Below are 19,545 nucleotides of genomic sequence, written 5' to 3'. Positions count from 1 at the left end.
TGGGGCGCGGGTATGGCGGGTTCAGCACTCGAAGGCATTTTTCAGCCAGTCCAGCGGTGGGCCCGAATGACCTCTGCCTTGCAAGGCGATGACATCGAAACGGCAGGGGTGATTGGCCCAGCGTGTTTCCTTTTGCAGAAAAGACTCGGCGGCTAGCACCAGTTTGTCCTGCTTGCGCCCGTCGATACTGGCGAGCGCACCGCCAAAGTCCGCGTGCAGCCGGTAGCGGACTTCGACGAATACTACTGTATCGCTGTCGAGCATGACCAGATCAAGCTCGCCGCGTTTGCATCGCCAGTTCTGCGCCAGCAGCCGCAGGCCTTGCCCTTGAAGGTATTCAAGGGCTTGCCGTTCGGCGGCCTGGCCGGCCTGTTGGCGCGAACTGTCGGGCATCAGCGTGGGGTGTCGGGCAGGCGTTTGACCTGGCCGCCGGAGAACTCGGCCCAGGGCAGTTGCCGCTCGATGCGCTGGTTCTCGTTCATGCTCAGGCTGCCGGACAAGCCGTCGATGCGGTTTTCAGGCAGCGCGCGCAGCTGGCCCAGACGCGGTGCCAGGCTGAAGGCGTCGATGCCCATGGCGTACAGGCGGCCCAGGCTGCCGGCAGCTTGTGGCCACTGGCGCTCGACCTGCTGACGCAGCGGATTGCCGCTGTCGAGCAGCCACGGGGTATCGCAGAAGCGCACGCCGGTGAGGTCGTTGTACTGGTTGACGTCGCCGCTGGCGCTGTACACGTGCGAGGTGGCGTACACCGGAACGTCGCCGGCGTACTGGAAGTTCAGGGTCGGCTTGATCTGCTGGCCTTGCTGCGGGGTGGCGGCAAGGAAGATGAAGTCGATGTCCTGGCGGCGCGAAGGCTGGGCCGATACCGCACCGCCTACAGTGTTTTGCAGGCTCTTGGCACGGCCTTCGCTCTGGCGCAGCTGGAACAGGTCAGCGATCTGCTGAGCCAGGGCCACTGGCTGATCGATGTGCTGGGCGGCCAGCAGGCTGCCGCCGTTGGCTTCCCAGTCCTGGCGGAAGGCCTTGAGCACGCGGTCGCCCCATTCACCTTTTGGCACCAGGGCTACGGCGCGAACCATGCCGTCGGCGCGGGCGCGACGGGACACTTCACGGGCTTCGTCTTCGGCGGCGAGACCGAACTGATACAGCTGCTCCGGGCCTTTCTGGCCTACGTCGCTGTAGTTCAGGGCCAGGGTGGTAATAGGCAGCTGCGGGTAGGCGGCGAGCTTTTTCACCAGCGGTTTTTCCAGCGGGCCAACCACCAGTTGCACGCCCGAGGCCTGGGCCTGGCGATAGAAGTCATCCAGCGAGGTCAGTCGCGAGCTGTCGAAGACTTCGATGGTTGGCGGCTTCTGCCCGGCTTGCTGGGCCTGGAAGTGCGCAGCCATGAAGCCGTCACGCAGGGCGCGGGCCACACCGGCCAGTTGGCCTTCCTGTGGCAGCAGCAGGGCGATCTTGGTCAGCGGCTGGCTGGTCAGCTCCATCAGTTTGATCAGCGAGGGCGGCAGCTGGGCGGCGGCCGGGTGATCGGCGTGCTGGGCGCGCCAGGCATCGATGGCGGCTTGTTGCTGCTCGACGGTGCCGGCGCCTTTTACTGCCAGGGCCAGGCTGGCCCAGCCGGCCATGGTGTCGGTGCCGGTGCTCAGGTCTTTGAGCTGGTCGCGCGGGACTGCCGCTACCAGGTTCCAGATCGCGTCGTTGTTGGTGTTGGCGGCATCACCCTTGAGCAACGGCGTCAGTTGCGCGCGCTCCTGGGCGGCAGCCAGGGGCTGGCCATTGGCTTCGAGCACCGCGGCATGCACGCTGCGGGTACGGATCTGTTGATCTTCCGGCAGCTCGTTGAGGCGCGCCAGGCTCGGGTGGCTCAGGGCGGTCAGGGCCAACTTCGGCTGGTTGCGGCTCATGGCCAGTTCTGCCGCCAGGGTGCTGGCGAAGATCTGCTGGGCCGGTTTGAGCTGCTCCAGTGGCACTTGCTCGAGGATGCGCGCGGCGCGGGCATTGTCCTTTTGCTTGTAGGCCAGGTCGGCGGCGCTCAGGCGCAGCAGTGCAGCTTGCTCCGGCGTCTTGCTGGTGGTGGCCTGTTCAAGCAGTTGCTCGATGCTGGCATCCGGTGTGCGCGGCAGTTCGCCGAGGCTCGACGAGGGCGAGCTGGCGCAGGCTGCCAGCAGGGCGGCGAGGCAAAGGGCTGTGAGCAGCCGCAGGCAAGCGATCATGTAAGGGTCCTGTTACTCGATCAAATTAACTGGCAATTGTACCCAAGCGCTGGCCGGGGCGCGATCTTGCTGGCGTTAATCCTTCAATATAGGTCGTGGAGCGCCGGTTTGCGGCAATCCTGATTGCCCAATGTTGCCGAGTCTCGGGCTACAATGGCGCTTTGATCATGATGACAGGTGTGTGCAGTGACTGATGTTCCAGGGGCTTCCCAATCCACTTCGGGCACGCTTTACGTGGTGGCCACGCCGATCGGCAACCTGGATGACATGAGTGCCCGGGCGCTCAAGGTGCTCGGCGATGTGGCGCTGATTGCCGCCGAGGACACCCGTCACTCCATTCGTCTGTTGCAACACTTTGGTATCAATACCCCCTTGGCCGCCTGCCATGAGCACAACGAGCGTGATGAGGGCAGCCGCTTTCTCACCCGTTTGCTGGCCGGGGACAACGTCGCACTGATTTCCGATGCCGGCACGCCGCTGATTTCCGACCCTGGCTATCACCTGGTGCGCCAGGCCCGTGCCGCGGGCATATCGGTGGTGCCGGTGCCTGGCGCCTGCGCGCTGATCGCGGCGCTGTCGGCCGCTGGCCTGCCGTCGGACCGGTTCATCTTCGAAGGCTTCCTGCCGGCCAAGGCGGTAGGACGTCGTGCGCGCCTGAGTCAGGTAAAGGAAGAACTGCGGACGCTGATCTTCTACGAAGCGCCGCACCGGATTCTCGAATGCCTGCAGGATATGGAAGAGGTGTTCGGGGGTGAGCGTCCGGCGCTGCTGGCCCGCGAGCTGACCAAGACCTTCGAGACCCTCAAGGGCTTGCCGCTGGCTGAACTGCGCGCCTTCGTCGAGGCCGACAGCAATCAGCAGCGTGGCGAGTGCGTGGTGCTGGTGGCGGGCTATACCGCGCCGGAGGATGAGCAGGCGGTAAGCACCGAGGCGATGCGCATCCTCGACCTGCTGCTGGCGGAGATGCCGCTCAAGCGCGCCGCGGCGCTGGCGGCGGAAATCACCGGTGTGCGCAAGAACCTGCTGTACCAGGTGGCGCTGGAAAAACAGAAAGACCACTGATGTTATAGTGCTATTATTGGTTTTATCGCTTGTTCTTGGCGCCCGCTACCGTTAACCTTTGCGGCGGAGAGTCGATTGGACAGTCGCTGCCTTCTATTGTTCCGCAATAGAGGGGGGAGGAAAGTCCGGGCTCCATAGGGCAGAGTGCCAGGTAATGCCTGGGGGGCGCGAGCCTACGGAAAGTGCCACAGAAAATAACCGCCTAAGCACTTCGGTGCCGGTAAGGGTGAAAAGGTGCGGTAAGAGCGCACCGCATGACTGGCAACAGTTCATGGCTAGGTAAACCCCACTCGGAGCAAGACCAAATAGGGTTCCATATGGCGCGGCCCGCGTTGGAACCGGGTAGGTTGCTAAAGGCGTCCAGTGATGGCCGTCGTAGAGGAATGACTGTCCTCGACAGAACCCGGCTTACAGATCGACTCTCCACCTCTTCCCTCCTGCTTGAATCGATAGCAGATGCGTCTTCGTAATACCGAAAAAATCTTACTCTTAATAAATTACTTTAACTTCTCACTCTATCCGTCTGAGTGGGTTTGAGTTTTTTCGTCAAAATCCCTTCCGAATTGTCCTTCTATCTTCTCTGTGCGCGCTAAATCTCCGATCTGTAAGGGATTTCCTTATAAGCGTGCCTTGACGGTGTGGTAGGCGGATTCCTATAGTGTGCGCAAGTGGCAGAAAGTGGCATGAAGTGGGTTTTCTGACACAAAAACGCTAACATTGTGGGGAATCGCAGCCGTGTTCCGCGGAGCCAACGCCATCAACCTCGACGCAAAGGGCCGTCTCGCAATGCCGAGCCGGTACCGTGACGAGCTCGATTCGCGTAGTTCCGGGCAGTTGATCGTGACCATCGATGCGGTTGATCCCTGTTTATGCGTGTACCCGCTCGATGAGTGGGAACTGATTGAAGCCAAGTTGCGCGCCTTGCCGTCATTGCGTGAAGAGAACCGTCGCCTGCAGCGTTTGCTGATCGGCAATGCGGTGGATCTGGAGCTTGATGGCAGTGGTCGTTTCCTGGTGCCGCCGCGTTTGCGCGAGTACGCCAAGCTCGACAAGAAGGCAATGCTGGTGGGGCAACTGAACAAATTTCAGCTGTGGGACGAGGATGCCTGGAACGCGGTTTCGGCAGCCGACCTTGCAGCTATCCAACAACCGGGCGCCATGCCTGATGAACTGCGTGATTTGATCCTGTGACTATAGATAGCGGCTTTAACCACATCACCGTACTGCTTGACGAAGCCGTCGAGGCTCTCGCTGTACGCGCCGATGGCTGCTATCTGGATGGCACCTTCGGACGCGGCGGGCATAGCCGGTTGATCCTCAGCAAGCTCGGGCCGCAGGGCCGGCTGCTGGGTTTTGACAAAGATCCTCAAGCGATTGCCACCGGGCAAGCGCTGGCGGCCGAAGACGGCCGCTTTGTCATTGTGCAGCGCAGTTTTGCCGAGCTGGGCGCCGAAGTCGCCGAGCGCGGCCTGGCCGGCAAGGTCAGCGGCATCCTGCTCGACCTGGGCGTGTCGTCGCCTCAGCTGGACGACCCTGAGCGTGGCTTCAGCTTCCTCAACGATGGCCCGCTGGACATGCGCATGGACCCGACCCGTGGCGTCAGTGCTGCCGAGTTCATTGCCAACGCGCCCGAAGAAGAAATCGCCCGGGTGTTCAAGGAATACGGCGAGGAGCGCTTTGCCAAACGCATGGCCCGTGCCGTGGTACTGCGCCGCGAAGAAACCCCGTTCACCCGCACCGCCGACCTTGCCGAAGTGCTCAAGGTCGCCAACCCGGCCTGGGAAAAGGGCAAGAACCCGGCTACCCGTGCCTTCCAGGGCCTGCGCATTCACGTCAACAACGAGCTCGGTGATCTCGAAGCCGGCCTTGATGCTGCGCTCGAAGCACTGGAAGTCGGTGGGCGCCTGGTGGTGATCAGCTTCCACTCCCTGGAAGACCGCATCGTCAAACTGTTCATGCGCAAGCTGGTCAAGGGCGAGGCCGACAACCTGCCGCGCAACCTGCCGGTCCAGCACAAGCATTTCGAACCGAAGATCAAGGTCCACGGCAAGGCCCAGTTCGCCTCCGAGGCCGAGCTCAAGGCCAACCCACGTTCGCGTAGCGCGGTCATGCGCGTCGCCGAGAAGCTGCGGTGAGCCGCTTGTTCGCCAAGCCTTTGCCAGGCGGAAGCTTCCTGATGCTTCTGCTGTTCATCGGCGTGCTCGTTTCCTCGGTGGCGGTGTCCTACAGCGCGCACTGGAATCGTCAGTTGCTCAACAGCCTGTACGGCGAACTCAGCGAGCGCGACAAGGCGCAGGCCGAGTGGGGCCGGCTGATTCTTGAACAGAGCACCTGGACTGCCCACAGCCGCATCGAGAACCTCGCCAGCGAACAGCTGAAGATGCGCATTCCGGCGGCTGACGAAGTGCGGATGGTGGCGCCATGATGAAACTCGACGGCGCACTCTACCCCTGGCGGTTCCGCGTGGTCATCGCCCTGCTGGCGCTGATGGTCGGCGCAATTGCCTGGCGCATCATCGACCTGCAGGTGGTCGACCGTGACTTCCTCAAGGGCCAGGGCGATGCCCGCAGCCTGCGCCATATCCCTATTCCTGCGCACCGCGGGCTGATCACCGACCGTAATGGCGAGCCGCTGGCTGTCAGTACTCCCGTGACCACCCTGTGGGCCAACCCGAAAGAAATGCAGGCTGCCAAGGAGCGCTGGCCGGCCCTGGCCGCCGCGCTGAAGCAGAACCCGCAGCAGTTGGCGGCGCGCCTGGAGCAGCAGGCCAGCAAGGAATTCATCTACCTGGTCCGCGGCCTGACCCCGGAGCAGGGCCAGGTAGTGCTCGATCTCAAAGTCCCCGGTGTCTATGGCATCGAGGAATTCCGCCGTTTCTACCCGGCCGGCGACGTCGCCGCGCACATGGTCGGCTTTACCGACCTCGATGATCACGGTCGCGAAGGGGTCGAGCTGGCCTACGATGAATGGCTGGCCGGCGTGCCCGGCAAGCGACAGGTGATCAAGGACCGGCGCGGCCGGCTGATCAAGGACATCCAGGTAACCAAAAACGCCAAGGCCGGAAAGACCTTGGCGTTGTCGATCGACCTGCGCCTGCAATACCTGGCCACCCGCGAGTTGCGCAACGCCATTGCCGAACAGGAAGCCAAGGCCGGCAGCCTGGTGATTCTCGACGTCAAGACCGGCGAAGTGCTGGCCATGGTCAACCAGCCGACCTACAACCCCAACAACCGCCGCAGCATGTTCCCGGCGGCCATGCGTAACCGGGCGATCATCGACGTCTTCGAGCCCGGCTCGACGGTCAAGCCGCTGTCCATGAGCGCGGCCCTGCAGAGCGGGCGCTGGAAGCCGACCGACAAGGTCGAGGTCTATCCCGGCACCCTGCAACTGGGGCGTTACACCATTCGTGACGTGTCCAGGAGCGAGGGGCCGATCCTTGACCTGACCGGCATCCTGATCAACTCCAGTAACGTCGGCATGAGCAAGATCGCCTTCGATATCGGTGGCGAATCGATCTACCGGGTGATGTCCCAGTTGGGTCTCGGTCAATACACCGGCCTGGGGTTCCCGGGCGAGCGCGTCGGCAACCTGCCGAACCACCGTGAATGGCGCAAGGCCGAAACCGCGACCCTGTCCTATGGCTACGGCCTGTCGGTCACCGCGCTGCAACTGGTGCATGCCTACGCGGCGCTGGCCAATGACGGCAAGATGGTGCCGCTGAGCATTCTCAAGGTCGACAAGGCGCCGGAGTCCACCCAGGTGGTGCCCAAGGAAGTCGCCGAGACCATCCAGGGCATGGTCCAGCAGGTCATCGAAGCGCCGCGCGGGGTGTTCCGCGCCCAGGTGCCGTTCTACCACGTGGGTGGCAAGTCGGGTACGGCGCGTAAAGCCACCATCGGTTCCAAGGGCTACACCGAAAATTCGTACCGTTCGCTGTTCGCCGGCTTCGGGCCGATGAGCGATCCGCGCTATGCGGTGGTCGTGGTCATCGACGAGCCGAGCAAAGGCGGCTACTTCGGTGGCCTGGTATCGGCACCGGTATTTAGCAAGGTCATGTCCGGTACGTTGCGCCTGATGAACATTCCGCCGGACAACCTGCCGCCGGCAACCCCACCGCAGCAGGTCAATGCTGCGCCCGCCAAAGGAGGGCGCGGTTGATGACGATGCCATTGAGCAAGCTTTTTACCCAGGCCAGCCGCGATCCGTCGATCCGCGAACTGACCCTGGACAGCCGTAACGTACGCCCGGGCGACCTGTTCCTGGCGGTGCCGGGTACGCGCATGGATGGCCGTGAACACATTGCCGACGCGCTCAAGCGCGGTGCGGCGGCGGTTGCCTACGAAGCCGAAGGCGCCACCGTGCTGCCGATCACCGAAGTGCCGCTGATTCCGGTCAAGGGCCTGGCGGCGCAACTCTCGGACATCGCCGGGCGTTTCTATGGTGAGCCAAGCCGTCTGCTCGACCTGGTGGGTGTCACCGGTACCAACGGCAAGACCAGCGTCACCCAGCTGGTGGCCCAGGCGCTGGACCTGCTCGGTCAGCACTGCGGTCTGATCGGCACCCTCGGTACCGGCTTCTATGGCGCCCTGCAAAGCGGTCGCTTGACCACGCCGGACCCGATCGCCGTGCAGGCCACCCTCAACGACCTGAAGAAGGCCGGGGCCAAGGCCGTGGCCATGGAAGTGTCTTCCCATGCCCTGGACCAGGGCCGGGTCGCCGCCCTGGCATTCGACATCGCGGTGATGACCAACCTGTCCCGTGATCACCTCGATTACCACGGCAGCATGCAGGCCTACGAAGACGCCAAGACGCGCCTGTTCGGCTGGCCGAACCTGCGTTGCCGGGTGGTCAACCTCGATGACGACTTTGGTCGGCGGCTGGCAGCCGAGCAGGGCGAGTCGCGCCTGATCAGCTACAGCCTGAAGGATCCAGCCGCTTCGCTGTACTGCCGCGAAGCGCATTTCGATGATGATGGCGTGCGCGCCGTGATCGTCACTGCCCAAGGCGAGCACTCGTTGCGCAGCCGCCTGCTCGGGCGCTTCAACCTGAGCAACATACTCGCGGCGGTCGGCACCTTGATGGCCCTGGATTACCCGCTGGACGAAATTCTCAAGGTCACCCCGGTGCTGGAAGGCCCGGTCGGGCGCATGCAGCGCCTGGGCGGCGGCAGCAAGCCGCTGGTGGTGGTCGATTACGCGCATACCCCCGATGCCCTGGAGCAGGTGTTGCAAGCACTGCGCCCGCATGCCAAAGGCCAGTTGCTGTGCCTGTTCGGCTGCGGTGGCGACCGTGATCGCGGTAAGCGTCCGCTGATGGCCGAAGTGGCCGAGCGCCTGGCGGATGGCGTGCTGGTCACCGATGACAACCCGCGCACTGAAGATCCGCAGCAGATCTTCGCCGATATCCGCCCTGGCTTTGCCCAGGCCGATGCCGTCGAATTCGTTGCCGGTCGTGGCCCTGCCATTGCGCAGTTGATTGCCAGTGCTGGCGTTGACGATGTCATCGTCCTGGCCGGCAAGGGGCATGAGGACTATCAGGAAATCAACGGCGAGCGCCACGACTTCTCCGATCTGGTCGAAGCCGAGAAAGCCCTTGCCGTGTGGGAGGCCCCCGATGCTTAAGCCATTGTCCCTCAGCCAGCTGACCGCGCCGCTCAACGGCCGCCTGCAGGGCCAGGACGCGACCTTCAATGGCGTCAGCATCGACAGCCGGGCAATCACTGCCGGGCAGCTGTTTGTCGCCCTGGCCGGGCCGCGCTTCGACGGTCACGACTACCTGAACGACGTTGCCGCCAAGGGCGCGGTCGCCGCCCTGGTGCAGCGCGAAGTGCCGGGCAGCAACCTGCCGCAGCTGGTGGTTAGCGACACCCGCCTGGCCCTGGGCCAGCTGGGCGCGCTGAACCGCGCCGCATTCGACAAGCCGGTTGCCGCCATCACCGGTTCCAGCGGCAAGACCACGGTCAAGGAAATGCTTGCGAGCATTCTGCGTACCCGTGGCCCGGTGCTGGCCACTCGCGGCAATCTCAACAATGATTTCGGCGCACCGCTGACCCTGCTCGAACTGGCCCCGGAGCATACCGCGGCGGTCATCGAGCTGGGTGCCTCGCGCATCGGTGAAATCGCCTATACCGTCGGCCTGACCAAGCCACAGGTAGCGCTGATCAACAATGCCGGAACCGCTCATGTCGGCGAGTTCGGCGGGCCAGAGAAGATTGTCGAAGCCAAGGGCGAGATCCTCGAAGGTCTGGGTCAGGATGGCGTGGCGGTATTGAACCTTGATGACAAGGCCTTCGCCATCTGGAAAAAGCGCGCCGGCAATCGCTCGGTGCTGACCTTCGCCCTGAACAACGCCGGCGCGGATTTCCACGCTGGCAGCATTGCTCACGACGAGCGTGGTTGCCCGTCGTTCGACCTGCACAGCCCGCTGGGCGTGGCGCGGGTCCAGCTCAACCTGCTCGGTACCCACAACGTGGCCAATGCTCTGGCCGCCGCCGCTGCCGCCCATGCCTTTGGTCTGACGCTGGACGGTATCGTCCAGGGCCTCAATGCCGTGCAACCGGTCAAGGGCCGCACTGTGGTGCAGATGGCGCCCAACGGTGTGCGGGTAATTGATGACACTTACAACGCAAACCCCACCTCCATGTGCGCTGCCGTTGATATACTCGCCGGCTTTTCCGGCCGCACCGTCCTGGTGCTCGGGGATATCGGCGAATTGGGCCAGTGGGCTGAGGAAGGGCATCGGCAGGTAGGCGAGTACGCCAAAGACAAGGTTTCGGCACTCTATGCGGTGGGCAGCAACATGGCCCACGCGGTAGCAGCGTTCGGCACCAATGCCCGACATTTCGCTAATCAAGCTGACCTGATCGACGCCGTTCGCGCCGCCGAGCAGGCCACCAACACCACTATTTTGATCAAGGGTTCGCGCAGCGCTGCGATGGAGAACGTCGTGGCGGCTTTGTGCGGTTCCAGCGGGGAGAAACATTAATGCTGCTGCTGCTGGCTGAGTATCTGCAACAGTTCTACAAAGGCTTCGCGGTCTTCCAGTACCTGTCCCTGCGCGGGATCCTTGGTGTACTGACCGCGTTGTCGCTGGCCCTTTGCCTGGGCCCATGGATGATCCGTACCCTGCAGATTCGCCAGATCGGTCAAGCGGTCCGTAACGACGGCCCGCAATCGCACCTGTCCAAATCCGGCACCCCGACCATGGGTGGCGCACTGATTCTTTCCGCGATCGGCATCAGTACCCTGCTGTGGGCCGACCTGACCAACCGTTATGTCTGGGTGGTGCTGATCGTCACTCTGCTGTTCGGCGCAATCGGCTGGGTCGATGACTACCGCAAGGTGATCGAGAAGAACTCGCGCGGCCTGCCAAGCCGCTGGAAGTATTTCTGGCAGTCGGTGTTCGGCCTCGGTGCAGCAATCTTCCTGTACATGACCGCTCCGACCAGCGTCGAAACCACCCTGATCGTGCCAATGCTCAAAGACGTCACCATCCCGCTGGGTATCGGTTTCGTGGTCCTGACCTACTTCGTCATCGTCGGCTCGAGCAACGCGGTGAACCTCACCGACGGCCTCGACGGCCTGGCGATCATGCCGACGGTGATGGTTGGCGGCGCCCTGGGCATCTTCTGCTACCTGTCGGGTAACGTGAAATTCGCTGAATACCTGCTGATCCCTTACGTGCCGGGCGCAGGTGAGCTGATTGTGTTCTGCGGCGCGCTGATCGGTGCCGGCCTGGGCTTTCTGTGGTTCAACACCTATCCGGCCCAGGTGTTCATGGGCGACGTCGGTGCCCTGGCACTGGGCGCCGCACTGGGCACCATCGCCGTGATCGTGCGTCAGGAAATCGTCCTGTTCATCATGGGCGGTGTGTTCGTCATGGAGACCCTGTCGGTGGTGATCCAGGTGGCCTCCTTCAAGTTGACCGGCAAGCGCGTGTTCCGCATGGCGCCGATTCACCACCACTTTGAACTCAAGGGTTGGCCCGAGCCTCGGGTGATCGTCCGCTTCTGGATCATCACCGTGATTCTGGTGCTGATCGGCCTTGCCACCCTGAAACTGAGGTAGAAACGCGTGTCCTTGATCGCTTCTGACCACTTCCGCATCGTTGTCGGCCTCGGCAAGAGCGGCATGTCCCTGGTTCGCTTCCTGGCGAACCGGGGCGTTGCCTTTGCGGTTGCCGACACCCGTGACAACCCGCCGGAACTGGATACCCTGCGCCGTGATTTTCCGCAGGTGGAAGTGCGCTGTGGCGAGCTGGACGTAGAGTTCCTCTGCCGCGCCGACGAGCTGTATGTCAGCCCCGGCCTGGCCCTGGCCACCCCGGCCCTGCAGCAGGCAGCTGCCCGTGGCGTGAAGCTGTCGGGCGACATCGAACTGTTCGCCCGCAACGCCAAGGCGCCGATCATTGCCATCAGCGGTTCCAACGCGAAAAGCACCGTGACCACCCTGGTCGGCGAAATGGCCGCCGCGGCAGGCAAGCGTGTGGCAGTCGGCGGCAACCTCGGTACCCCGGCGCTGGATCTGCTCAGCGACGACGTCGAGCTGTACGTGATGGAACTGTCGAGCTTCCAGCTGGAAACCACCGACCAGCTCAACGCCGAAGTGGCCACCGTGCTCAACGTCAGCGAAGACCACATGGACCGCTACAGTGGCTTGCCGGCCTATCACCTGGCCAAGCACCGGATCTTCCGTGGTGCGCGGCAGGTGGCGGTCAACCGTCAGGACGCCCTGAGCCGCCCGCTGCTGGCTGAAGGCCAGCCGGTATGGACCTTCGGTTTGAACGCGCCCGACTTCAAGGCCTTCGGTCTGCGTGAAGAAAACGGCGAGAAATACCTGGCGTTCGAGTTCCAGAACCTGATGCCGGTTCGTGAACTGAAAATCCGCGGCGCGCACAATCAGTCCAACGCCCTGGCAGCCCTGGCCCTGGGCCACGCTGTTGGCCTGCCGATGGACGCCATGCTGTCCAGCCTGCGCACCTTCGCTGGCCTGGCGCACCGTTGCCAGTGGATTCGTGAGCGCAATGGCGTGAACTGGTACGACGATTCCAAAGCGACCAACGTCGGTGCCGCCCTTGCGGCTATCGAAGGCCTGGGCGCCGATATCGACGGCAAGCTGGTGCTGGTCGCCGGTGGCGACGGCAAAGGCGCCGACTTCAGCGCGTTGACTGCGCCGGTTGCCGCCAACTGCCGCGCCGTCGTGCTGCTGGGCCGCGATGCCGAGCGCCTGGCCGAAGCCCTGGGTGACGGCGTGCCGCTGATCCGGGTGAAAACCCTCGATGAAGCGGTGCAGCAATGTGCCGAACTGGCCCAGCCCGGCGACGCCGTGCTGCTGTCGCCAGCTTGCGCCAGCCTGGACATGTTCAAGAACTTTGAAGAGCGTGGGCGCCTGTTCGCCCAGGCCGCAGGAGGGCTGGCATGATCTTCGGCATCATCAAGCCTTATCCATCGCCGCTGATCAGCGGGCGCGGCGTCGATCTCGATTTCGCCATGCTCGCCGGGTGCCTGGCACTGCTGGGCCTGGGCCTGGTGATGATTACCTCGGCTTCCTCGGAAGTGGCCGCGGTGCAGTCGGGCAACCCGCTTTACCACATGTTCCGCCACCTGGTGTACGTGGCAATCGGCGTGTTCGCCTGCATCGTCACCATGATGGTGCCCATCGCCACCTGGCAGAAGATGGGCTTCACCATGCTGGTCGGCGCCTTCGCGCTGTTGGTACTGGTACTGGTGCCAGGCATTGGCCGCGAAGTGAACGGTTCGATGCGCTGGATCGGTTTCAGTTTCTTCAACGTTCAGCCCTCGGAAATCGCCAAGGTCTTCGTGGTCATTTACCTGGCCGGATATCTGGTGCGTCGCCAGCAGGAAGTGCGCGAAAGCTGGATGGGTTTCTTCAAGCCGTTCATCGTGCTGCTGCCGATGGCCGGCCTGTTGCTGATGGAGCCGGACTTCGGCGCCACGGTGGTAATGATGGGCGCGGCGGCGGCGATGCTGTTCCTCGGCGGCGTCGGCTTGTTCCGCTTCAGTCTGATGGTGGTGCTGGCGGTTGCAGCGGTGTTCATTCTGGTCCAGGCCCAGCCCTACCGGATGGCGCGTCTGATCACCTTCACCGACCCCTGGTCGGATCAGTTCGGCTCCGGCTACCAGTTGACCCAGGCACTGATCGCCTTCGGTCGCGGCGAGTGGCTCGGCGTTGGCCTGGGCAACAGCGTGCAGAAGCAGTTCTACCTGCCCGAAGCGCACACCGACTTCGTCTTCTCGGTACTGGCCGAAGAGCTGGGTGTGGTCGGCTCGCTGGTTACCGTGGCGCTGTTCGTGTTCGTCACTGTGCGCGCGCTGTACATCGGCCTGTGGGCAGAAAAAGCCAAACAATTCTTTGCCGCCTATATGGCCTTCGGCCTGGCGTTCCTGTGGATCGGTCAGTTCCTGATCAACATCGGCGTGAACGTCGGCCTGCTGCCGACCAAGGGCCTGACCCTGCCGTTCCTCAGCTACGGCGGTAGCTCCCTGGTGATCTGCTGTGCCTGCGTCGGCTTGCTGCTACGCATCGAATGGGAGAGCCGTACGCACCTGGGCAGTGAAGAACACGAATTCAATGAAAGCGATTTTGCCGAGGAGCCGAATCATGGCCGCTAACGGCAAGAGCGTATTGATCATGGCAGGCGGCACCGGGGGCCACGTGTTCCCGGCGCTGGCCTGCGCCCGTGAATTCCAGGCGCGCGGTTACAGCGTGCACTGGCTGGGCACCCCGCGCGGTATCGAAAACGAACTGGTGCCCCAGGCCGGCCTGCAGTTGCACCTGATCCAGGTCACTGGCCTGCGTGGCAAAGGCAAGCTGTCGCTGCTCAAGGCGCCGTTCACCCTGGTCAAGGCCGTGCTGCAGGCGCGGCGGATCATTCGTCAGCTCAAGCCGGTGTGTGTGGTTGGCTTTGGTGGTTACGTGACCGGTCCGGGGGGCGTCGCTGCCCGGCTGTGCGGCGTACCCGTGGTGATTCACGAGCAGAACGCCCGCGCCGGTACCGCCAATCGGCTGCTGGTGCCTTTGGCTGGCCGAGTCTGCGAAGCTTTCCCCGACACCTTCGCGGCGTCGGACAAACTGCGCACCACCGGTAACCCGGTGCGCAGCGAACTGTTCATGGAAACCCTGCGCGAGCCCCTGGGTGCGCGCAAGCCTCGTTTGCTGGTGCTCGGCGGAAGCCTGGGTGCCGAACCGCTGAACAAATTGCTGCCCCAGGCTTTGGCCCAGGTGCCTCAGGAGATTCGTCCCGAGGTATTCCACCAGGCTGGCAAGCAGCATGACCAGATTACCGCCGAGCGTTATCGCGAGGCCGGTGTCGAGGCTCAGGTAGAGCCGTTCATCAAGGACATGGCCCATGCCTATGGCTGGGCTGATCTGGTGGTCTGCCGCGCGGGTGCGCTGACTGTCAGCGAGCTGGCCGCGGCCGGCTTGCCCTCGATGCTGGTGCCCTTGCCCCACGCCATCGACGACCACCAGACCCACAACGCCCATTATCTGGCCCGTGAAGGCGCTGCCTTCCTGATGCCACAAGCGACAACTGGCGCAGCGCAACTCGCTGAACGCCTGAACGAGGTGCTGATGCAACCGGAAAAACTCACCACCATGGCCGCCACTGCCCGGCGCCTGGCCAAGCCCGCTGCCACCCGCACCGTGGTCGATATCTGTCTGGAGGTGGCCCATGGTTGAGAACAAAAAAGCCATGCCACAACCGGAAATGCGCCGTATCCGTCGCATCCACTTCGTCGGTATCGGCGGTGTGGGCATGTGCGGTATTGCCGAAGTGCTGCTGAACCTGGGTTACCAGGTGTCGGGTTCCGACCTCAAGACCTCGCCGGTTACCGAGCGTCTGGAATCCTTCGGTGCGCAGATCTTCATCGGTCACCGTGCCGAGAACGCCGCCAGCGCCGATGTGCTGGTGGTGTCCAGTGCCATCAACACTGCCAACCCGGAAGTCGCCACTGCCCTTGAGCGGCGCATTCCGGTGGTGCCGCGGGCCGAGATGCTCGCCGAGCTGATGCGCTACCGCCACGGCATCGCCGTTGCCGGTACCCATGGCAAGACCACCACCACCAGCCTGCTGGCCTCGGTATTCGCCGCCGGTGGCCTGGACCCGACCTTCGTCATCGGTGGCCGCCTGAATGCAGCCGGCACCAATGCCCAGCTCGGCACCAGCCGCTACCTGATCGCCGAAGCCGATGAAAGCGACGCTAGCTTCCTGCACCTGCAGCCGCTGGTGGCCGTGGTCACCAACATCGACGCCGACCACATGGCGACCTACGAAGGCGACTTCAACAAGCTGAAGAAAACCTTCGTCGAGTTCCTGCACAACCTGCCGTTCTACGGGCTGGCGGTGATGTGCCTGGACGACCCGGTGGTGCGCGAGATCCTGCCGCAGGTCAAGCGTCCGGCGGTTACCTACGGTTTCAGCGAAGAAGCTGATGTGCGTGCGATCAATGTTCGCCAGTCGGGCATGCAGACCCACTTCACCGTGCTGCGCCGCGATCGCGAGCCGCTGGACGTGTCGGTCAACATGCCGGGCAACCACAACGTGCTCAACGCCCTGGCGACCATCGCCATTGCCACCGACGAAGGCATCAGCGACGAAGCCATTGTCCAGGGCCTCTCGGGGTTCCAGGGGGTAGGGCGGCGCTTCCAGGTCTACGGCGAACTGCCGGTGGACGGCGGCAGCGTGATGCTGGTCGACGACTACGGCCACCACCCGACCGAAGTCGCGGCGGTGATCAAGGCCGTGCGCGGTGGCTGGCCTGAGCGGCGCCTGGTGATGGTGTACCAGCCGCACCGTTACAGCCGCACCCGTGACCTCTACGACGATTTCGTCCAGGTCCTGGCCGATGCCAACGTGCTGCTGCTGATGGAAGTCTACCCGGCCGGCGAAGAGCCGATCCCGGGCGCCGACAGCCGTCAGCTGTGCCACAGCATCCGCCAGCGCGGCCAGCTCGACCCGATCTACATCGAGCGCGGCATCGAGCTGGCGCCGCTGGTCAAGCCGCTGCTGCGCGCCGGCGACATCCTGCTGTGCCAGGGGGCCGGTGACATCGGTGGCCTGGCCCCGCAATTACTCAAGAGTCCGTTGTTCGCTGGTGCAGTTGCCAGTCAGGGGAAGTCGAAATGACTGATAACGCATACGCCACTTTGCACTCGACCATCGAGCCGAAAGCCTTCGGCCGCGTAGCCGTGCTTTATGGCGGCAAGAGCGCCGAGCGCGAGGTTTCGCTCAAGTCCGGTGCCGCAGTCATCGAAGCGCTGACCAGCGCCGGTGTCGACGTGGTCGCCATCGATGTCGGTGACGACCTGCTGCAGCGCCTGCAGAGCGAGAAGATCGATCGCGCCTTCATCATCCTCCACGGTCGTGGCGGTGAAGACGGCAGCATGCAGGGCCTGCTGGAGTGCCTGGGCATTCCGTACACCGGCAGCGGCATCCTCGCTTCGGCGCTGGCCATGGACAAGCTGCGGACCAAACAGGTCTGGCACAGCCTGGGTATTCCGACCCCGCGTCATGCCGTGCTTAGCAGCGAAGTTGACTGTATTTCTGCAGGTGCGGAACTGGGCTTCCCTTTGATCGTCAAACCGGCCCATGAAGGTTCCAGTATCGGTATGGCGAAAGTGAACGGTGTCGACGAATTGATCGCCGCCTGGAAAGACGCCGCTACCTACGATTCGCAAGTGTTGGTCGAACAATGGATTCACGGTCCGGAGTTCACCGTCGCGACCCTGCGTGGCCAGGTGTTGCCACCGATCGCCCTGGGCACGCCGCACACGTTCTACGACTACGACGCCAAGTACCTGGCCTCCGATACCCAGTACCGGATCCCGTGTGGCTTGAGCCCTGAGAAAGAGCAGGAACTCATCGACCTGACCGCCCGCGCCTGCGACGCCATTGGCATCGCTGGCTGGGGCCGGCTGGACGTGATGCAGGACGAGCAGGGGCGTTTCTGGCTGCTCGAGGTCAACACCGCACCAGGCATGACTGATCACAGCCTGGTCCCGATGGCGGCACGCGCGGCCGGCCTGGACTTCCAGCAGTTGGTGCTGGCGATCCTGGCGGCAAGCGTCGAGGCGCGAGGTTAAGCCCATGCAAGGCGCGATGTTACGTCATCAGCAACCCGCCCCCGGCCGTAACAAGCCGGTGCCGCGTGGTGCCAGCCGGATGGTGGCCAAGGAGCCACTGTCGGCGCGCCTGCCCAAGGCCAACTTCAGCGTGTTCAAGCGCCTGCTCTGGCCGGTGTTGCTGGTCGCCGCCGGGTTTGGCGCCTACGAGGGTGCCCAGCGCCTGATGCCGTACGCCGACCGGCCGATCACCAAGATCGCCGTGCAGGGCGACCTCAGCTACATCAGCCAACAGGCGGTGCAGCAGCGGATCGCTCCGTACGTGGCGGCAAGCTTCTTCACCGTCGACCTGGCGAGCATGCGTGCGGAACTGGAGCAGATGCCCTGGATCGCCCACGCCGAAGTGCGCCGGGTATGGCCGGATGAAGTGGTGATCCGCCTGGAAGAACAGTTGCCGGTAGCGCGCTGGGGCGACGAAGCCTTGCTCAATAACCAGGGCCAGGCCTTCACCCCGCGCGAACTTGCCAACTACGAGCACCTGCCGCAGCTGTTCGGGCCGCAGCGGGCGCAGCAAAAAGTAATGCAGCAATATCAGGTCCTGAGCCAGATGTTGCGGCCGATGGGCTTTTCGATTGCCCGGCTGGAGTTGCGCGAGCGCGGCAGCTGGTTCCTGACCACCGGTGCCGGTAGCGCCGGGCCAGGTATCGAACTGCTGCTGGGACGCGATCATCTGGTGGAAAAGATGCGCCGCTTCATTGCCATTTACGACAAGACACTCAAAGAACAGATCACGAACATCGCCCGCATCGATCTGCGTTATGCCAATGGCCTGGCCGTTGGCTGGCGGGAACCGAATGCACCGACAACGGCCCAACCCGCCGTTGCGAAGAATTAGAGAGAGGCAGGACCCATGGCAAATGCGCATAGCGGCAAAATGATCGTCGGGCTGGATATCGGCACCTCCAAGGTTGTGGCTCTGGTGGGCGAAGTCGCCGCCGACGGCACCCTGGAAATCGTCGGTATCGGCACCCACCCATCGCGCGGGCTGAAGAAGGGCGTGGTGGTCAATATCGAGTCCACCGTGCAGTCGATCCAGCGCGCGGTCGAAGAGGCCCAGCTGATGGCGGGCTGCCGGATTCACTCGGCGTTCGTCGGTGTTGCCGGCAATCACATCCGCAGCCTGAACTCCCACGGCATCGTCGCCATCCGCGACCGCGAAGTCAGCGCGGCGGACCTGGAGCGCGTGCTCGACGCCGCCCAGGCCGTTGCCATCCCGGCCGATCAGCGGGTCCTGCACACCCTGCCGCAGGACTACGTGATCGACAACCAGGAAGGCGTGCGCGAGCCGCTGGGTATGTCCGGCGTGCGTCTGGAAGCCAAGGTCCACGTGGTCACCTGCGCCGTCAATGCCGCACAGAACATCGAGAAGTGCGTGCGTCGCTGCGGCCTGGAAATCGACGACATCATCCTCGAGCAGTTGGCCTCGGCCTACTCGGTCCTGACCGACGACGAAAAAGAGCTGGGCGTGTGCCTGGTCGACATCGGCGGCGGCACCACCGACATCGCCATCTTCACCGAAGGCGCGATCCGTCACACCGCGGTGATCCCGATTGCCGGCGACCAGGTGACCAACGACATCGCCATGGCCTTGCGCACGCCGACCCAGTACGCCGAAGAGATCAAGATCCGTTACGCCTGCGCCCTGGCCAAACTGGCCGGTGCCGGTGAAACCATCAAGGTGCCGAGCGTCGGCGACCGTCCGCCGCGCGAACTGTCGCGCCAGGCCCTGGCCGAAGTGGTCGAGCCGCGTTACGACGAGCTCTTCACCCTGATCCAGGCCGAACTGCGTCGCAGCGGCTACGAAGACCTGGTACCGGCGGGCATCGTCCTGACCGGCGGTACCTCGAAAATGGAAGGCGCGGTAGAACTTGCCGAGGAAATCTTCCACATGCCGGTACGCCTGGGCGTACCGCACAGTGTTCGCGGCCTTAGCGATGTGGTGCGCAACCCGATCTATTCCACCGGTGTGGGCCTTTTGACCTACGGCCTGCAGAAGCAGTCCGACGGCTTGACCCTGACCGGTATCAGCAGCAGCAGCAACGGCTATGGCGATGAACCGAAGGCTCCAGCGTTCGAACGCTTCAAACGTTGGGTCCAGGGCAACTTTTAAAGTTTCAAAGCAGTAGTAG

17 protein-coding genes and 1 other RNA gene are annotated in these 19,545 nt (G+C 63.5%); 16 read left to right on the top strand and 2 right to left on the bottom strand.

Annotated features, from left to right (window positions below; translation table 11 throughout):
- Nucleotides 1-21 precede the first annotated feature (21 nt).
- Together LOY45_RS21920 and LOY45_RS21915 are read right to left on the bottom strand one after the other, a co-directional pair.
- Nucleotides 22-393 (bottom strand): YraN family protein, encoded by a 372-nt coding sequence (locus LOY45_RS21920; protein ID WP_045197304.1) that lies wholly within the window; start codon nucleotides 391-393, stop codon nucleotides 22-24.
- A complete protein-coding gene (locus LOY45_RS21915) occupies nucleotides 393-2,213 on the bottom strand; it encodes a penicillin-binding protein activator (protein ID WP_115085424.1) in 1,821 nt (606 codons plus the stop codon). Before LOY45_RS21915 ends, LOY45_RS21920 begins: the two co-directional genes overlap by 1 nt.
- Nucleotides 2,214-2,399: 186 nt before the next feature.
- On the opposite strand from LOY45_RS21915, the gene rsmI reads away from it, so the two are divergent.
- From rsmI to ftsA, 16 genes are all read left to right on the top strand, one after another.
- Nucleotides 2,400-3,275 (top strand): 16S rRNA (cytidine(1402)-2'-O)-methyltransferase, encoded by an 876-nt coding sequence (gene rsmI / locus LOY45_RS21910; RefSeq protein ID WP_258578350.1) that lies wholly within the window; start codon nucleotides 2,400-2,402, stop codon nucleotides 3,273-3,275.
- A gap of 67 nt (nucleotides 3,276-3,342) precedes the next feature.
- Nucleotides 3,343-3,702, top strand: an RNA gene (gene rnpB, locus LOY45_RS21905) — RNase P RNA component class A.
- Nucleotides 3,703-4,010: 308 nt separating this feature from the next.
- Entirely contained in the window at nucleotides 4,011-4,466 is a 456-nt protein-coding gene (gene mraZ, locus LOY45_RS21900; RefSeq protein WP_010220775.1) for a division/cell wall cluster transcriptional repressor MraZ, read from the top strand.
- A complete protein-coding gene (gene rsmH, locus LOY45_RS21895) occupies nucleotides 4,463-5,410 on the top strand; it encodes a 16S rRNA (cytosine(1402)-N(4))-methyltransferase RsmH (protein WP_167458863.1) in 948 nt (315 codons plus the stop codon). The genes mraZ and rsmH overlap by 4 nt, the downstream gene beginning before the upstream one ends.
- Nucleotides 5,407-5,700 carry a cell division protein FtsL gene (gene ftsL / locus LOY45_RS21890; protein WP_115085426.1) on the top strand — a complete coding sequence of 98 codons (294 nt, stop codon included), beginning with the start codon at nucleotides 5,407-5,409 and terminating at the stop codon, nucleotides 5,698-5,700. The genes rsmH and ftsL overlap by 4 nt, the downstream gene beginning before the upstream one ends.
- Nucleotides 5,700-7,433, top strand: coding sequence for a peptidoglycan D,D-transpeptidase FtsI family protein (locus LOY45_RS21885; RefSeq protein ID WP_166675647.1), 1,734 nt, complete (start codon nucleotides 5,700-5,702; stop codon nucleotides 7,431-7,433). The genes ftsL and LOY45_RS21885 overlap by 1 nt, the downstream gene beginning before the upstream one ends.
- Nucleotides 7,433-8,896, top strand: coding sequence for a UDP-N-acetylmuramoyl-L-alanyl-D-glutamate--2,6-diaminopimelate ligase (locus tag LOY45_RS21880; RefSeq protein WP_258578348.1), 1,464 nt, complete (start codon nucleotides 7,433-7,435; stop codon nucleotides 8,894-8,896). The genes LOY45_RS21885 and LOY45_RS21880 overlap by 1 nt, the downstream gene beginning before the upstream one ends.
- Nucleotides 8,889-10,259 carry a UDP-N-acetylmuramoyl-tripeptide--D-alanyl-D-alanine ligase gene (locus LOY45_RS21875; RefSeq protein ID WP_258578347.1) on the top strand — a complete coding sequence of 457 codons (1,371 nt, stop codon included), beginning with the start codon at nucleotides 8,889-8,891 and terminating at the stop codon, nucleotides 10,257-10,259. Before LOY45_RS21880 ends, LOY45_RS21875 begins: the two co-directional genes overlap by 8 nt.
- Nucleotides 10,259-11,341 (top strand): phospho-N-acetylmuramoyl-pentapeptide-transferase, encoded by a 1,083-nt coding sequence (gene mraY, locus LOY45_RS21870; RefSeq protein ID WP_115085430.1) that lies wholly within the window; start codon nucleotides 10,259-10,261, stop codon nucleotides 11,339-11,341. The genes LOY45_RS21875 and mraY overlap by 1 nt, the downstream gene beginning before the upstream one ends.
- A gap of 6 nt (nucleotides 11,342-11,347) precedes the next feature.
- A complete protein-coding gene (gene murD / locus LOY45_RS21865; protein WP_258578346.1) occupies nucleotides 11,348-12,694 on the top strand; it encodes a UDP-N-acetylmuramoyl-L-alanine--D-glutamate ligase in 1,347 nt (448 codons plus the stop codon).
- On the top strand, nucleotides 12,691-13,905 hold the full coding sequence (gene ftsW, locus LOY45_RS21860) for a putative lipid II flippase FtsW (protein WP_115085432.1): 1,215 nt from the start codon (nucleotides 12,691-12,693) through the stop codon (nucleotides 13,903-13,905). The genes murD and ftsW overlap by 4 nt, the downstream gene beginning before the upstream one ends.
- A complete protein-coding gene (gene murG / locus LOY45_RS21855) occupies nucleotides 13,895-14,974 on the top strand; it encodes an undecaprenyldiphospho-muramoylpentapeptide beta-N-acetylglucosaminyltransferase (protein ID WP_115085433.1) in 1,080 nt (359 codons plus the stop codon). Before ftsW ends, murG begins: the two co-directional genes overlap by 11 nt.
- Nucleotides 14,967-16,421, top strand: a complete 1,455-nt coding sequence (gene murC, locus LOY45_RS21850; RefSeq protein ID WP_115085434.1) for a UDP-N-acetylmuramate--L-alanine ligase — start codon at nucleotides 14,967-14,969, stop codon at nucleotides 16,419-16,421. Before murG ends, murC begins: the two co-directional genes overlap by 8 nt.
- The gene (locus LOY45_RS21845) at nucleotides 16,418-17,377 is read left to right on the top strand and encodes a D-alanine--D-alanine ligase (RefSeq protein ID WP_115085435.1); all 960 of its coding nucleotides are present in this window, start codon (nucleotides 16,418-16,420) and stop codon (nucleotides 17,375-17,377) included. Before murC ends, LOY45_RS21845 begins: the two co-directional genes overlap by 4 nt.
- Before the next feature lie 4 nt (nucleotides 17,378-17,381).
- Nucleotides 17,382-18,251: a cell division protein FtsQ/DivIB gene (locus LOY45_RS21840; protein ID WP_115085436.1), complete on the top strand. Its 870-nt coding sequence runs from the start codon at nucleotides 17,382-17,384 to the stop codon at nucleotides 18,249-18,251.
- Between the two features lie 15 nt (nucleotides 18,252-18,266).
- On the top strand, nucleotides 18,267-19,526 hold the full coding sequence (ftsA, locus tag LOY45_RS21835) for a cell division protein FtsA (protein ID WP_134061430.1): 1,260 nt from the start codon (nucleotides 18,267-18,269) through the stop codon (nucleotides 19,524-19,526).
- Nucleotides 19,527-19,545 lie beyond the last annotated feature (19 nt).

The sequence above is a fragment of the Pseudomonas wadenswilerensis genome (genome assembly GCF_024749185.1).
Lineage (GTDB): Bacteria > Pseudomonadota > Gammaproteobacteria > Pseudomonadales > Pseudomonadaceae > Aquipseudomonas > Aquipseudomonas wadenswilerensis.
The sequence above is the reverse complement of the archived record's forward strand: the minus strand, read 5'-3'. Positions and strand labels throughout refer to the sequence as shown.

Bases quoted from the DNA above. Each gene is read 5' to 3' on its own strand.
- LOY45_RS21920 (WP_045197304.1), bottom strand. From the start codon at position 393: ATGCCCGACAGTTCGCGCCAACAGGCCGGCCAGGCCGCCGAACGGCAA.
- LOY45_RS21915 (WP_115085424.1), bottom strand. From the start codon at position 2,213: ATGATCGCTTGCCTGCGGCTGCTCACAGCCCTTTGCCTCGCCGCCCTG.
- LOY45_RS21885 (WP_166675647.1), top strand. From the start codon at position 5,700: ATGAAACTCGACGGCGCACTCTACCCCTGGCGGTTCCGCGTGGTCATC.
- LOY45_RS21880 (WP_258578348.1), top strand. From the start codon at position 7,433: ATGACGATGCCATTGAGCAAGCTTTTTACCCAGGCCAGCCGCGATCCG.
- LOY45_RS21875 (WP_258578347.1), top strand. From the start codon at position 8,889: ATGCTTAAGCCATTGTCCCTCAGCCAGCTGACCGCGCCGCTCAACGGC.
- mraY (WP_115085430.1), top strand. From the start codon at position 10,259: ATGCTGCTGCTGCTGGCTGAGTATCTGCAACAGTTCTACAAAGGCTTC.
- ftsW (WP_115085432.1), top strand. From the start codon at position 12,691: ATGATCTTCGGCATCATCAAGCCTTATCCATCGCCGCTGATCAGCGGG.
- murG (WP_115085433.1), top strand. From the start codon at position 13,895: ATGGCCGCTAACGGCAAGAGCGTATTGATCATGGCAGGCGGCACCGGG.
- murC (WP_115085434.1), top strand. From the start codon at position 14,967: ATGGTTGAGAACAAAAAAGCCATGCCACAACCGGAAATGCGCCGTATC.
- LOY45_RS21845 (WP_115085435.1), top strand. From the start codon at position 16,418: ATGACTGATAACGCATACGCCACTTTGCACTCGACCATCGAGCCGAAA.
- LOY45_RS21840 (WP_115085436.1), top strand. From the start codon at position 17,382: ATGCAAGGCGCGATGTTACGTCATCAGCAACCCGCCCCCGGCCGTAAC.
- ftsA (WP_134061430.1), top strand. From the start codon at position 18,267: ATGGCAAATGCGCATAGCGGCAAAATGATCGTCGGGCTGGATATCGGC.